The sequence below is a fragment of the Streptomyces sp. OR43 genome (genome assembly GCF_008042275.1).
Lineage (GTDB): Bacteria > Actinomycetota > Actinomycetes > Streptomycetales > Streptomycetaceae > Streptomyces.
The window spans coordinates 1-14,300 of the sequence record NZ_RDBK01000040.1 but is presented as its reverse complement, the minus strand read 5'-3'; the positions used below and the strand labels follow the sequence as shown (position 1 = coordinate 14,300).

The following is a 14,300-nucleotide window of genomic DNA, read 5'->3' as shown; positions in this document are numbered from 1 at the left end:
GGGCGAGGACAAGCAGGAACTCCGCGGCCCCGGTGGCGGCGAGCGCGTCGAGCCGCATCGTTTCCACGATGTTGATCCCGGACTCCACGAGCAGGGTGCGGTGTACCGGCAGCGTGGCGTGCCCCCGGCCGGGCGCGATGTGCTCGAACGCGATGGTCTCGCCGCCGACGAGGGCGGGCCGGCGGGCGGCCAGCCACTGTCCGGCCGCGGCGCCGGGCCCGGGAGCGCCGCCGGTCTGGCCGGTGAAGACCGCCGCGTCCGCCCAGTGGCGCGACCAGCCGGTGCCGATGAGGACGGCCTCGCCGGCGGCGACGGTGACGCCCGCGGCGCTCTCGGCGGCGGCGAGGTCGTCCGGGGTGATCTCGTATCCGGCGGGCAGCACGGGCACCCCGTGCAGCCGGGCGACGTCCAGCAGGACGCACCGGCCGACGTACGGGGTGAACTCGTCGATGCCGAGGCGGGCGAAGCCCTCGTGGCTCTGCTGCTCGGCGGCCGTGAGCCCTCCGTACAGCAGTCCGTCGTGGGAGACGTGGGCGAGCGCGTCGACATGGGTGCCGACGTGTCCGCCGGTGATGACGATCTCGTTGGCCGCCGAGCCGCCGTCCTCACGCACCATGTCGCCGTGGCGGCGCTCCAGCAGGAGGCGGAACGGCGGGTGGTTGGGCGACTGCGGCATGCCCCGCCGCATCGGCTGCGCGAGGTCGACGACGCGCGCTGTGGCGAGGGCGTGCCAGAGCGGTGTGGGCAGGACGCCGGGGGCGCCGGACATGGATGTCCCTTCATCGGGCTTCTGGGTGGGGCCGGCGGGGGCCTTGGAAGTGGATCGGCGCGCGTGGTGCGGCCGTACGGAGCCGCTCATACGGCACCCTCGTCGATGAGCGCCTTGAGCTCGTCGGCCGTCAGGCCCAGCCGGCCGCTGTACACGGCTTCGTTGTCCGCTCCGTGCGGGCGCCCCGTCCAGCGGATCGAGCCCGGGGTGGCGGAGAGCCGGAAGAGGACGTTCTGCATGCGCAGCGGGCCGAGTTCGGGGTCCTGGACGGTGGTGAGGGAGTCCAGCGCCCGGTACTGCGGATCGGCGAACACGTCACGGATGTCGTAGACCGGGCAGACCGCCGCCTCCGCCTCGGTGAAGGCGGTCATGACGTCGTCCAGGTCGCGGGCGGCGATCCAGCTCCCGACGTGCTCGTCCAGGAGGTCCGCGTGACCGGCGCGCCCGGAACCGCTGGCGAACCAGGGTTCGTCGATGACCTCCGGGTGGCCCACCAGGCGCAGCACCCGTTCGGCGATGGACTGCGCGGAGGTCGAGACCGCCACCCAGCGCTCGTCCCGGGTGCGGTAGGTGTTGCGCGGGGCGTTGTTCGCGGACCGGTTGCCCGTACGGGTGGGTACGGTGCCGAGCTGGTCGTACGCGGATGCCTGGGGGCCCAGCAGGGTCAACAGCGGTTCCACGATGGCGAGGTCGACGACCTGCCCCGGTCCGCCCCGCATCGTCCGGTGCAGCAGCGCCGTCTGGACGGCGGACGCGGCGACCAGGGCGGCGATGCCGTCGGCCAGGCCGAACGGGGGCAGCGTGGGCGGACCGTCGGGCTCGCCGGTCACGGCCGCGAAGCCGCTCATCGACTCGGCGAGGGTGCCGAACCCGGGACGGCGGGCGTACGGGCCGAACTGGCCGAACCCGGTGACCCTGGCGATCACGAGGCCCGGGTTGGTCTCGTGCAGCCGCTCGGGGGCCAGGCCCCACCGCTCCAGCGTGCCGGGGCGGAAGTTCTCGATCAGGACGTCCGCCTGCTCGACGAGGCGCAGCAGCAGCGCGGCGCCGGCCGGACGGGAGAGGTCGAGGGTCACGGTGTGCTTGTTGCGGCCGAGCATCTTCCACCACAGGCCGGTGCCGTCGCGGGCGGGGCCATGGGTGCGTGCGGGGTCGGGGCGCCGCGGATGTTCGATCTTGATGACGTCGGCGCCGTAGTCGCCGAGGACGGTGGCGGCGAGCGGCCCGGCGAACAAGGTGGCGCAGTCGAGCACGGTCAGCCCGGCGAGCGGACCCGGAGGGGGCACGGGCCCGGCTCCGGAAGGGATGCGGGACGGCACAGCGGCTCACACCTTTTCAGTCAAGCCTGTTTCTCCTTGCGGAACAGTGTTACCAAAAGCTAGCATGCGGCACGCTCGCACAGAAGAGAAACGACGTTTCCCCCAGGGGATCCGGGACCGGAAGGCGGCAGAGGACTTGGCACGCTACGACCTGCTCGTGAAGAACGGCACGCTGGTCCAGCCATGGACCGGCGAGATCCGCGCCGACCTCGCGGTCCGGGACGGGGTGGTGGCCGCGATCGGCGACGACCTCCCCGCATCGGACGCCGAGGAAGTGCTGGACGCACAGGGCAAGATGGTGTTCCCGGGCGCCGTGGACGCCCACTTCCACCTCGGCATCTACCGGCAGCTGGGGGTCGACGCCGCGCAGGAGACGCGCTCCTCGCTGGTCGGCGGCGTCACCAGCGTGCTGTCGTACTTCCGCACCGGGGAGCACTACCTCAACCGGACCGGTCCGTACGCGGAGATCCTGCCCGAGGTCCTCAAGGCGGTGGAGGGCCTGGCACACACCGACTACGGCTTCCACCTCGCTCCCATGGACACCGCCCAGACCCGGGAGATCCCGGCACTGGTGGCGGACAGTGGGGTGAGCTCGTTCAAGTACTACATGTTCTACAAGGGGTTCAACCTTTCCGCCGACTCCCGCGACGCCCGCGGCTTCCGGATGACCGCCGAGGGCGAGGAGTACGACCTCGGTCACCTCTATCAGCTGATGGAGGCGGTCGCGGCGGCCGACGCCGCCCGTCCGGACGGCCGCGTCTCGCTCTCCCTCCACTGCGAACAGGCCGAGCTCATGCGCCTGTTCATCGACCGGGTCCGCGCGGCGGGCGATCCGCAGACACTGCGCGCCTACAGCGAGGCCCGGCCGCCGCTCACCGAGCGCGTGGCCATCGGGGAGGCGGCCACGCTCGCCCACGCCACCGGCTGCCCGGTCAACCTCCTGCACCTGTCCAGCGGGGAGGCACTCGACGCGGCCCGCGCCGCCCGGGCGGCCGCACCGGGCACGGACATCCGGGCCGAGGTGACGCTCCATCATCTGTGCCTGGACCACGAGAGTCTGGACGCGGCCGGCTCCGGTCTCGGCGGCAAGGTGAATCCCCCGATCCGGACGACGGCGGACAATGAGGCACTGTGGGCGGGGGTGGCGGACGGCACCGTCGACTGGGTGGCATCCGACCACGCGTGCTGCATGGAGGAGAGCAAGGGCGACGCGCTGTGGCCGGCCCTGCCCGGGTTCGGCGGGACCGCTCTGCTCTACCCCCTGCTGCTGTCGGAGGGATACCACCGGCGGGGAGTCCCGCTGCGCCGGATAGCCGAGCTGGTCTCGGCCTCACCGGCCGCCGCCTACGGACTGGCCGGCCGCAAGGGCTCGTTGATGGTGGGGCATGACGCGGACCTGGTGCTCGTGGACCTGGACGCGGAACGCACCGTCACACCGGAACTGCTCCTGTCCGGCCAGGACCACTGCCCCTTCGACGGGCGCGCCGTACGCGGCTGGCCGACCACCACCGTGCTGCGCGGGCAGATCGCCTACCGCGACGGCGAGGTCACCGGGACGCCGCGGGGCCGGTACCTGTCCCGCTGACCTACGGGCCGGCACAGCCTGCGCCCCTGCCCGGACCGGCGCACCAGCCGGTCCGGGCAGGGGCGTTCGCCGTGCGCATGCGCCGTGCGCCCTCGTCGGCCGGAACGCACGGACACGGTCACCGGCCGGAACGTTCGTACACGCCCGCCGGCCGGAACGCGCAGCGGGGCGGACCGCGTCGCCGCGGTCCGCCCCGCCGAAGGGCTGCTCACATGCCGTCGCGGGTCCACTCACCCCGCGAGCGGGACCGCAGCGGCATGGTGGAGGGCTGCGGTGCCTGGTGCGGCTCGTAGTTCTCCGCCTCACCACCCCAGTTGATCCACTCCTCGGTGGTGTACCAGTTGATGAGTTCACCGTCCGAGCGGATGATCCACGTGGTGTCCTCCTCCGCGACGAAGTGTCCGTGCTTCACGAACGGCGGGCGGAAGCAGTAGGTGCCCGGATCGATGTCGCCGAAGTTGTACGTCATCCGACCGCCGAGCGTGTAGAACTCCTCGTAGCAGGGGTGATGGGCCAGCCGGTGGTCGTTCCAGCCCTTGGGAGCGAGAATCAGCCGGGTGTAGAACCCGGTCTTCTCGTCGCGGTGCAGCAGCTTGATGTACAGCGGGGTGATCGGCCCCACGGTGGGCGCGGCCACCCACTCCATCTCGTCCGGGTCCCGCACGGTGACCTCACCGGCTGCCTCCGCCGAGCGCTCACCGCCCAGGGCGAAGTCGGCGGGGCCGTACTCACGCCAGTGCAGCACCCGGCTGCCCGCTTCGATCGACACCGCCTCCATCGGCACCCCGGTGGGGACCTGGACATAGCCGCCCGCTCCCAGCGCCGTGCCGCCGTACGTCAGCAGGCCCGAGACGACGAAGAACTCGGTGTCCGCGGACGGAACCCCCGCTCCCCGCGTCCAGTCGGTGTCGAACTCGAGGGAGAGCGCACTGGACCCGTCCTCCTCGTCGGTGCTGAGCCGCCGCTCGCGCACCTCGCCCGTACCGCCCGGCAATTCCGCCACGTGCCATACGTAGTCGTCCTCATGGATCAGTTCCACATGCGGGCGCACCGCGCCACCGCCTCTCGTTCGTCGTGCCGTACCGGGGTCCTACCGGGACCGCAACGGACTTGCGCCGTCACGGAGTTCGCGTTTGAGCACTTTTCCCGCCGCGTTGCGCGGGAGCCGGTCCAGGACCTCCAGCCTGCGCGGCAGCTTGTATCCGGCCAGCCGGGGGCGCAGGTACTCGGCGAGGTCCTCGACGGCGGCCGGGGGGACGCCGGGCGCCCACACCACGAAGGCCGTGACCCGCTCGCCCCACACCGGGTCGGCCGTACCGGCGACGGCACACTCGGCCACGGCCGGGTGGAGGAGGAGCGCCTCCTCCACCTCACGGGGGTAGACGTTGAGCCCGCCGGAGACGATCAGGTCCGTCTTGCGGTCGACGATGGTCACGTACCCCTCGTCGTCCATGGTGGCGACATCGCCCACCGACAGCGCGCCGTCCGGCGCCCTGCAGGCGGCCGTGGCCCCGGGATCGTCGAGGTAGCCCGCCATCAGGAAGGGGGACGCGCTGAAGAGCTCGCCCGGCTCGCCGGGGGGCACGGGCCGGCCTTCGTCGTCGACGACACGGACGTCGGTCAGATACCAGGCGCGGCCCACCGAGCCCGCCTTGCGACGGGCGTCGACCGGACGGAGGTCGGTCACCACGCCGCCCTCGGTCGATCCGTACAGTTCGTGGACCCCGCAGCCCGGGAAGGCGTCCAGCACCCACTCCTTCAGCGGAACGGGCAGGGCGGCCGCGTTGAAGTACAGGGTGTCCAGGGCGTCCAGGCGGTACCGGGCGGGAGCGTCCTCGCCCAGGGCCCGGATGGTCTGCGCGTGCGTCGGCACCAGGAACATCGACTGGACCCGGTGCTTCTCGGCCAGGTCGAGCATGCGGGCGGGGTCCCAGCGGGGCAGCATCACGACGGTGCCGCCGGTCAGTACGGGCGCGAACCCGAACATGAACCCGGCCCCGTGGCTCATGGGGGCGACCGCCAGGCTGGTCCGGCCGGCGCCCAGGCCCCATTCGTGCGCCGAGAGCAACGCGGTCAGCGCCCTGCCGCGATGGGTGAGGAGCGCGCCCTTGGGGCGGCCGGTGGTGCCGGAGGTGTACTGGACGCAGAAGATGTCGTCGCCGCTGATCCGCACCAGCGGATCGCGGTCGGGTGCGGCGGCGAGCGCCTCCTCGTAACCGCGCCCCACGCCGGGCCGGCCCACGGTGAGCACGGCGGCGATCCGGTCACCGCTCGCCGCGACGGCGACGAGTGCCTCCTCGGCCCGGTCATCCTGGACGATCAGCGCACGCGCCCCGCTGTGGCCGACGATCCAGCCGATCTCCGGCCCCGTCTGACGGATCCCCAGCGGCACCATCGGCAGCCCGGCCTTCGCCAGAGCGGCCGCCACCTCGGGGTACTCCAGGCAGTTGCCCAGCAGGACCGCGACGGGATCCCCCGGCACCAGGCCGGCGCCGAGCAGCGCCTGGGCGAGCCGGTTCGACCGCTCGTGGACCGCGGCGAAGGTCAGCGCGCGCCCGGCGTCGATGACCGCGGTGCGCCCGGGGGAATCAAGGGCGCGCTCGCGCACTCCGTCCGCCATGGTGACGGTGGCGCCGTCGGCCAGGATCCGCCGGACCCGGTGGGGCAGGGGTGGTTCATCAGGCATGACGACGTCCTCCGCGGGCCCGGCGTTGATCGAAGATGAGCACTCCCCTTATGTACTGCCACGGTTCCACCTACGTCAACAAAGTTTCCCCATGAGGAACGAAGGACGCGCGACTCGGGCCGCGCCGGGGAAGCGGGCGTGGCGGTCATCGCCGTCCGGCACTGGCGTGTCGGCACTGCCGTACGCCACAGTGGAACACTGTTTCCTTTCGGAGGTGCGTCGGATGCGTTATGTCGTGATCGGCTGCGGAAATGTCGGCGGGGGCGTCGCACGGCTGCTGCGCGCGGAGGGGCACGAGGTGGTGGGCACCACCACCTCGCAGGAGCGACGGGCCGAGGTGGCCGAGATATGCGGTGCGGCAGTGGTGCTCTCCGGCCGGGACAGCGAGGCGATGGCGAGGATCGCGGAAGGGGCCGACGGGCTGGTACTGACGGTCAGCCCCCGGCTGCGGCGGGCCCTGGACCCGGCCGCCCGGGCAGCCGAGTACGCCGACGCGCTGGTCGCGACGGCGCGGGCGGCCGCCTCGGCCCACCCCCGGGTGGTGATGGCCGGTTCGGTCTCCGTCTACGGTGACGCCGACGGCCCGGTCGTCGACGAGACGACGCCGCCGACCACGAGCGAGGACGCCTCCCCCCGGAGTTTCCTGGCGGCCGAGGCAGCGGTGCTGGCGCCGGCCGGAGGCGCGGTCGTACGGCTGCCCGACGTCACCGGGCATCCCGGCGACCTCGACGACACGGCCCGGGTGAGACTCGCCCACGAACACCTCGGCGGCATCGTGCCTTTCGCGTCCGGCGCCCTGCGGCACCGGATCGACCACCAGGACGCGGCGGGCGCCCTCGCCTTCGTCCTGACCGAGGGGCTGACAGGGCTCTACAACGCCGTGCCCGATGCCTCGGTTCCGCCCACCAACGCCGAGTCGTTCGGCAAGGTCTGCGCCGCCGCCGGACTCCCCCCGCTCACCTTCGGGGAACAGATCCGCACCCCCGCGCACCCGATCTCCTCCGCGCGGCTGCGCCGGGCCGGGTTCACCTTCCAGCACGCCTGAGATCGGCTCCGGCGGCCGGTCCCCGCCGGGGCTCAGGCCGCCGGCCCCGGGGCGGCGCGGTCCGCCAGCGCACGGCCCAGGATGCGGCCGAAAGCCATGGCGGGGGTGAGACACATCCCGGAGCAGAACGAGTTGCCGTTGACCGCCGCCGAACCGATCACCTCGCCCACCGCGTAGAGGCCGGGAATCACGCTGCCGTCCTCCCGGCGGACACGCAGACGGGTGTCGACGTCCAGACCGGCGAAGGTGATGACGGTGACCGGCCTGTTCTCGACCGCGTAGAACGGTGGCTCCACGAGCGGCGCGGGCAGATGGGTCCGGCCGAACTCGGGGTCGTGCCCGGCCGCGACGAATCCGTTGTAGCGGTCCGTCTGCGCCACCAGGCCACCCGGGGCGATGCCGGCCAGGCGGGCGAGCGCCGGAAGGTCCGGCGCCCGGTGCAGACCGCGTCGCCGGCCGCACACCGCGTCGAACTCCTCCGGGGTCCAGCCGTGCACCATCGGCTGCGACATGCGGAGCGCCCGGGCGTCGAAGACCGTCCAGAAGGTCATCCGCTCCAGACGGGCCAGAGCGCGCTCCTTGCGGTCGATGGACGGCTCGTCCTCGGCGGTCCAGCGCCGCCCGCGCATATCGACGTACACCTCCCACGGCGGCCGTTCGGGAGCGACGAGCTGGGGGCGGTGCACCCAGTCCACCCGGAGCGTCCCCGGCTCGGGCGGCAGGCCGCCGAAGGTCGGCAGATACATTCCCCGGCCCTGGATACCGGCCCCCACCGCGCGGCCCAGGCGGATCCCGTCGCCCGTCGCGGTCGGCGCCGCCGATGTGGTCAGCGGAGCGTTGTCCAACTCGGCGAAGAGTCCGGGGTCGTGGCCGAACCCGCCCGTGGCGAGGACGACGGCCGCCCCGCCGAAGAACCGGCCGTCCGCGGTCACCACCCCGGCCACCCGGCCGTCCGGAGCGGAGCGGAGCTCCGTCACTTCGGCCCTGCTGTGGAGCCGGACGGCGCCGGAGGCCAGATGCGGGGCGAGAAGCCGGCGCAGCACCGTCAACAGCGCCGGGCCGCCCGGCACTTCGGACGCGTGGACCGTGCGGGGGACGAGGTACTGCTCATGCCCGTGGACGATGCGCGGGGTGGCCGGGTCGACGACGAGACCGGCGTCGAGCAGCCACTCCAGCACGGACGGCTGTTCCCCCAGCGACAGCCGGGTCAGATCCTCGCGCCCGGTCCCGCCGCTGATCCGCGCGATGTCCCGCCAGTGCCGCTCGGGGTCGTCCTCGATCCCCCGCGCCCGCTGGAGGGAGAAGCCGCCGGCCGAGAGATGACCGCCCGACCACGGCAGGGCCCCGCCGATATCGGCGGTCTTCTCCAGGAGTACGGCCGACGCCCCGCCCTCGGCTGCCGCGATCGCACACGCGATCCCGCCGGGGCCCGCACCGACCACCACGACATCTGCCTCACCGCCCACCGACAGCCCCTCCCGCACGACCGGCCGACCCGAAGCGTTCCGCTTCGTGAGACACCGTTTCCCATACAGGGTGGTTCGGTCAAGACACCGAAGCGAGGACGGCACCATGCGGCGACCACCGAACGGGGCGCCGTACGGTGGATACTGACGCCATGACTCCCGGACCACGTGACAGTTCACCTGAGCGAGGGCCGGTCACCGACCTCGGCGCCGATCACCGAGGACCGCGCGCGACCGCCGTCCTGCGAGGCCTGCGGGCGCCCCGGCTCGCCCCGTGGGAGCACCTGTACGAACCATCGGCTCCGCCCGGCCCCGGCGCCCTGCGCACCGTGTTCCTCGGCGTGTCCACGATCCTGCTCGACGACGGCGACTGCGCCGTCCTCACCGACGGGTTCTTCAGCCGGCCCGGCCTCCTGCGCATGCGCTTCGGCCGTCTGCGACCGGACCGCGCCCGTATCGCCACCGGCCTGCSGCAGGCCGGAATCGGCCGCCTCGACGCGGTGTTCGTCGTCCACTCGCACTACGACCACGCCCTGGACGCGCCCGAGGTGGCCGCCATGACGGACGCCCGGCTCATCGGCTCGCCGTCCACCCGCAACATCGCACGCGGGCAGGGGTTTCCCGACGAACGTTTCCAACCGGTCGTCACCGGCGAGCCGTTCACCATCGGGCGGTTCACGCTCACCGCGCTGCCCGCCCGGCACAGCCCGGGCGACCTCGCTCCCGGCCGGATCGACCGCCCGTTGCGGCCGCCTGCCCGCGCCACGGACTTCCGGACCGGCGACTGCTACACCCTGCACGTCCGGCACGGGCGGCGCCGGCTCCTCGTCCACGCCAGCGCGCACAGCCTGCCCGGCGCCCTCGACGGGTACGGCGCCGACACCGTGTACCTGGGGATCGGCGCGCTCGGCCGGCAGGACGAGGCGTTCCGGGAGGAGTACTGGGCCCGGCTGGTCACGGCCACGGGCGCCCGGCGCGTCGTCCCCGTCCACTGGGACGACTTCTTCCGCTCCCTCGACCGCCCCCTGCGGCCGTTCCGCGCCTTCCTCGACGATTTCACGGCCACCATGGACTTCCTGACCCGGAAGGCCGCGTCCGAGGGCGTCGCCCTGGCACTGCCCGTGCTCGGCCGCCGGGCCGACCCCTGGCCTCGATGACGCGGGCATCACAGCCCGACGCCCGCACCGCCGCTCCGCAGCACGTCACCGAGTACCGCCACGCCTTCGGCGATGTCGGCGGGTGTGCTCGCGGCGTAGCCCAGGACCAGTCCCGGACGGTGCGGCCGCTGACTGTGCCAGGACAGGGGGTGCACCTTCACGTCGCGGGCCAGCGCCATCGCCGCCAGCTCCGTGTCGGCGCACTCGGCGTCGAAGGTGATGGTCAGGTGCAGACCGGCCGCGGCGCCGTGCACGATCGCGCCCGGAAGGTGGGCACCGATGGCCTCGATCATGGCGTCCCGGCGGTGGCGGTGATGCCTGCGCAGGTGGCGCAGCTGGCTTTCCATCGCACCGGAATCCATGAACCGGGCCAGGACGAGTTGCGGCAGGGCGGCGTTGCCGAGGTCCGCGAACCGTTTGGCGTCCACCAGCGCGTCGCGGTACTTCCGCGGGGCGAGGACCCATCCGATGCGCAGGGCCGGCGCGAGGAGCTTCGAGACACTTCCGGCGTAGAAGACGTGCTCGGGAAGCACGGACCGCAACGCGGGCACCGGGGTCCGGTCGTAGCGGTGTTCGGCGTCGTAGTCGTCCTCGATGATCAGCCCGTCGTGTTCGCGGGCCCAGCGTGTCAGTTCGCCCCGCCGGCCGCCCCGGAGGACGACACCGGTGGGGAACTGGTGCGCGGGCGTGAGGAGTACGGCCGCGGCACCGGTGGCGCGCAGCTGATCGACCCGTACGCCTTCGGAGTCGACCGCGACGGGCGGGGTGTCCAGCCGGCAGTTGCGCAGATGCTGACGGGCCCCGAGGGATCCGGGGTCCTCCACGGCGATCGCGCAGATGCCGTCGTCGCGCAGCACCCGTCCCAGGAGCGTGAGCGTCTGGGCGGTGCCCGCGACGATGAGGACCTCGTCGGGGTCCGCCCTGATGCCGCGGTTCCGGGCGATCCAGTGCGCGATGGCCAGGCGAAGGGCCGGCGTTCCGCGTGGGTCTCCGTACCCGAGGTCGGATGCCGCGAGCTGGTCGAGGACACGGCGTTCGGTACGCAGCCACGCCGCGCGCGGGAACGCGGCAAGGTCGGGGAGCCCCGGGGAGAGGTCGATCCGTGCCCGGGCGCTGCGCATCGTGTCGTAGATCTCGGCGCCGGGCACCGCGGTGAAGACGGAACGCGGGGACGGCGGACCGGCCGGGGCGGTGGGTCCGGTCGCCCTCGTCACCCGTGCGGGCACGCCGACGACGATCGTTCCGTTGCGTCCTCGTCCGGCCACGTGCCCGTCCTCGACCAGGCGTTGGTAGGCCTCGGTGACCACGCCGCGCGAGACGCCCAGTTCGCCTGCCAGGACCCGGGTGGCCGGCAGCCGGCTGCCCACCGGCAGCCGGCCGTCGGCCAGGGCGAGCCGGATCTGCCGGGTCAGCCAGTCGGACTTCCCTCCTCCCGGCGCCTCGTCGACGGCCAGATGAAGGAAGTCGGCCCCCGGCACTATGGACCTGCCCGAAGCACCCTCATTGGATCTGTTCATCAGACCATTGTGGCAACAGAGTTGGGCCATGAACACAGCCACAACCCCTTCCTCCCCCGCGTCGGCAGGCGACTACGTGCATGGCTACTCGCCGCGTGAGGGACGGCGGTTGGGCGACCAGGCGGACACGCTGGCCCAGTTGCTGCACGCCGGCACGGCCTACCGCGCGGGCAGCCGGGTCCTGGAGCTCGGATGCGGGATCGGCGCCCAGACCGTCCATCTCCTCCGGTCGAGCCCTGGAGCGCACATCGTCGCGGTCGACCGGTCCGAGGAGTCCCTCGCGCGGGCCCGCGCCCGAGTCGCGGGGTCCGCACCCCGGGCCCAGGTGGAGTGGCACCGCGCCGACGTGTACGACCTGCCCTTCGCCGACGCGGAGTTCGACCATGTCTTCGTCTGCTTCGTGCTGGAACACCTGCCGGATCCCCGGCGGGCGCTGACCGGACTGCGGCGGGTGCTGCGGCCCGGGGGCACCATCACCGTGATCGAGGGGGACCACGGGTCGGCCTTCTTCCACCCCGACAGCCCGTTCGCCCGCGCCGCGATCGACTGCCAGGTCCGCCTCCAGGCGGCGGCCGGGGGCGACGCGCGGCTCGGCCGACGCGTCCAGCCGCTGCTGTCCGGTGCCGGGTACGACGAGGTCGCGGTCCGCCCCCTCACGGTCTACGCCGACGGGACGCGGCCCGCCCTGGTCGAGGGCTTCACCCGCAACACCTTCATCGCCATGGTCGCCTCCGTCCGGGACAAGGCGCTGGCCGCTTCCCTCACCACCACGACCGCCTGGGAGCAGGGAATCGCCGACCTGCGCCGCGCCGCCGAGGTCGACGGAACGTTCCACTACACGTTCTTCAAGGGCGTCGCCGTCAATCCGCCGGGCCGAGCCGTGGGCTGACCGGGCCGGGAGCCGGCCCGGGCCGGGTTCACGGATGACGCGCATGGCTTCGTTCCCCGGGCCGGGGCTCCGGCACCGCCGGAGCCCCGGCGGAGTCAGCCGGCGGGGAAGTTGTCGGGTGTGCTGATCCTGCTCTTGAGCAGCGTCCCCGATTCCGTCAGCACGCCGCTGCTGCTGTAGTCACTGCCGTCGCAGGTGCCGGGCTTGAGCGCCGCACTGCTCTCGGGAGCGTCCGAGTAGGTCCAGTTCGCGTAGCCGATCTTGAGCTGGTCGAGCAGGTCCAGCCATGCCGTGGTGCTCGCCCGGTCCAGCGCCCCGCCACCGGTGGCACTCACCGTTCCGAACTCGGTCACGAAAAGCGGGAGTTGGGAGGACGCCCGGCTCACCGCGGCACGGTAGGAGTCCTTGTGGCTCGCGGCGTAGAAGTGGAACGCGTACATGATGTTCGTGGCGTTGACGGGGTTGCCGACGACCTCGCTCTCGCTGGAGCCGTCCGACACCCCCAGGGACGACCAGCCGCGGGTCCCGACGATGACGACGGCGTCAGGGTCGGCGGCACGGATCACCGGGATGACCTGTTCGGCATAGTTCTTGATGGCCGTCCAGCTCACGCCGTTGGGCTCGTTGGCGATCTCGTAGATCACGTTCTTCTTGCCGGCGTTGCGGGCCGCGACGGACGCGAAGAACGTCTTGGCGCGGTCGAGGTTGTAGTTCGGATCGCCCGGCGTCAGGGTGTGGAAGTCGATCAGGGCGTACATGCCTCGCGCCTCGGCCATGTCGACAAGGCCGTTCACCCGGCTGGTGAACCCCGCCGGGTCGGTCTCGTAGCCGTCCTCCTGCACATACATGGCGACGCGCAGCAGGTCCGCCTTCCAGTCGTTGGCCAGCGCGTCCATGGACGCGTTGTTGTAGCACTGGCTGAACCACTGGATGCCGTGCGTGCTCATCCCGCGCAGTTGTACGGGGCGGTCGTACTGGTTGCAGAGGTGGACGCCACAGACGTGGACCTGTCCGTTGACGCCCACGGGCGTGCCGTCGTCACCGGGGTCGGTCCCGGGATCAGTCCCCGGGTCGGTCCCGTCGACGGTACCGGTGCAGGCGACGCCGTTCAGCGTGAACGCCGTCGGCTTCGGGTTGGCGCCGGTGAAGGATCCCACCATCCCCACGTCGGCCGTCGCGCCGGTGGCGAGCGTGCGGTTCCAGTCGACGCCGACGGCACTGACCGTGGAACCGGACTGCGACCAGGTGGCGTTCCACCCCTGGACGAGCTTCTGCCCCGCGTCCGGCATGGCGACGTCGAGCTTCCAGCCCGAGACCGGTGCGCCCAGATTGGTGATCTTCACACCGGCCTGGAAGCCGCCCTGCCACTGGCTGGTGACCGTGTAGTCGACCTTGCATCCGGCGGCAGCCACCGCCTGGGGGCCGTACAGGGCGGTGAGGCCCAGGATCGTCGCGCAGGTCGCCAGTAGAGCCAGAAGGCGTTTCACAGCAGTCCTCCTCGTACGAAGCGGAAACGGCAGGACGGGAGCGCTCCCGAACGGCGTCGGCCGTGGAACGCCGGTCCCGCTGATGGATGGAAACGGCCTCGACATGGGCCCGGTCGGCCACTCGTCGTCGCGAGGTCACCCCGCGGGCCCGATCACTCCATGGCGCCGAGTCCGGTGGGACGCAACGGAATTGGGAGCGCTCCCAATCTCGGGGGACGCGAGACGCGCCGTCAAGGCGTTGGACAGGATTCGCCACCACCACGGCCTTCGGACGCGCCGGACCCGCGAGCCCGCACCGCCCGACGCGGCGCCGGCCCGCCAGCCACTCACCGCCCGAGACGCCGCCCACCCGCCAGCCACCCACCGCCCGAGACGCCGCC

The 14,300-nt window shown here is 72.5% G+C and carries 11 protein-coding genes; 4 read left to right on the top strand and 7 right to left on the bottom strand.

The genetic code is table 11. The annotated features are described in order from the left end of the window. Together EAO72_RS17760 and EAO72_RS17755 are read right to left on the bottom strand one after the other, a co-directional pair. Positions 1-769: cyclase family protein (locus EAO72_RS17760; RefSeq protein ID WP_148018344.1), on the bottom strand; the 769-nt coding region annotated here is incomplete at its 3' end. Positions 770-855: 86 nt separating this feature from the next. Then, positions 856-2,076, bottom strand: a complete 1,221-nt coding sequence (locus tag EAO72_RS17755) for a CaiB/BaiF CoA transferase family protein (RefSeq protein WP_222724106.1) — start codon at positions 2,074-2,076, stop codon at positions 856-858. 148 nt (positions 2,077-2,224) lie between these two features. Between EAO72_RS17755 and EAO72_RS17750 the strand changes: the two genes are divergently transcribed. Then, positions 2,225-3,673 (top strand): dihydroorotase, encoded by a 1,449-nt coding sequence (locus tag EAO72_RS17750; RefSeq protein ID WP_148018317.1) that lies wholly within the window; start codon positions 2,225-2,227, stop codon positions 3,671-3,673. Positions 3,674-3,881: 208 nt separating this feature from the next. On the opposite strand, the gene EAO72_RS17745 is transcribed toward EAO72_RS17750, so the two are convergent. Then, positions 3,882-4,724, bottom strand: a complete 843-nt coding sequence (locus EAO72_RS17745; RefSeq protein WP_148018316.1) for a DUF4437 domain-containing protein — start codon at positions 4,722-4,724, stop codon at positions 3,882-3,884. A 39-nt stretch (positions 4,725-4,763) separates the two neighbouring features. Then, positions 4,764-6,359 (bottom strand): class I adenylate-forming enzyme family protein, encoded by a 1,596-nt coding sequence (locus tag EAO72_RS17740; protein WP_148018315.1) that lies wholly within the window; start codon positions 6,357-6,359, stop codon positions 4,764-4,766. Between the two features lie 223 nt (positions 6,360-6,582). Between EAO72_RS17740 and EAO72_RS17735 the strand changes: the two genes are divergently transcribed. Continuing rightward, a complete protein-coding gene (locus EAO72_RS17735) occupies positions 6,583-7,404 on the top strand; it encodes an NAD-dependent epimerase/dehydratase family protein (RefSeq protein ID WP_187285109.1) in 822 nt (273 codons plus the stop codon). 32 nt (positions 7,405-7,436) lie between these two features. On the opposite strand, the gene EAO72_RS17730 is transcribed toward EAO72_RS17735, so the two are convergent. Then, a complete protein-coding gene (locus tag EAO72_RS17730; protein WP_222724101.1) occupies positions 7,437-8,870 on the bottom strand; it encodes an FAD-dependent oxidoreductase in 1,434 nt (477 codons plus the stop codon). Positions 8,871-9,022: 152 nt separating this feature from the next. Between EAO72_RS17730 and EAO72_RS17725 the strand changes: the two genes are divergently transcribed. After that, positions 9,023-10,027 (top strand): MBL fold metallo-hydrolase, encoded by a 1,005-nt coding sequence (locus EAO72_RS17725; RefSeq protein WP_148018312.1) that lies wholly within the window; start codon positions 9,023-9,025, stop codon positions 10,025-10,027. An 8-nt stretch (positions 10,028-10,035) separates the two neighbouring features. On the opposite strand, the gene pdxR is transcribed toward EAO72_RS17725, so the two are convergent. Then, positions 10,036-11,544: a MocR-like pyridoxine biosynthesis transcription factor PdxR gene (gene pdxR, locus EAO72_RS17720; protein WP_148018311.1), complete on the bottom strand. Its 1,509-nt coding sequence runs from the start codon at positions 11,542-11,544 to the stop codon at positions 10,036-10,038. Positions 11,545-11,572: 28 nt separating this feature from the next. On the opposite strand from pdxR, the gene EAO72_RS17715 reads away from it, so the two are divergent. After that, positions 11,573-12,433, top strand: coding sequence for a methyltransferase domain-containing protein (locus tag EAO72_RS17715; RefSeq protein WP_148018310.1), 861 nt, complete (start codon positions 11,573-11,575; stop codon positions 12,431-12,433). 95 nt (positions 12,434-12,528) lie between these two features. Here EAO72_RS17715 and EAO72_RS17710 read toward each other — a convergent pair whose 3' ends face one another. Continuing rightward, positions 12,529-13,920 (bottom strand): cellulase family glycosylhydrolase, encoded by a 1,392-nt coding sequence (locus tag EAO72_RS17710; RefSeq protein WP_187285108.1) that lies wholly within the window; start codon positions 13,918-13,920, stop codon positions 12,529-12,531. Positions 13,921-14,300: the final 380 nt, after the last annotated feature.

What these genes read in the sequence shown, in the direction of transcription:
- EAO72_RS17715 (WP_148018310.1), top strand. Translation starts at nt 11,573, where the DNA reads ATGAACACAGCCACAACCCCTTCCTCCCCCGCGTCGGCAGGCGACTAC.
- EAO72_RS17740 (WP_148018315.1), bottom strand. Translation starts at nt 6,359, where the DNA reads ATGCCTGATGAACCACCCCTGCCCCACCGGGTCCGGCGGATCCTGGCC.
- pdxR (WP_148018311.1), bottom strand. Translation starts at nt 11,544, where the DNA reads ATGAACAGATCCAATGAGGGTGCTTCGGGCAGGTCCATAGTGCCGGGG.
- EAO72_RS17735 (WP_187285109.1), top strand. Translation starts at nt 6,583, where the DNA reads ATGCGTTATGTCGTGATCGGCTGCGGAAATGTCGGCGGGGGCGTCGCA.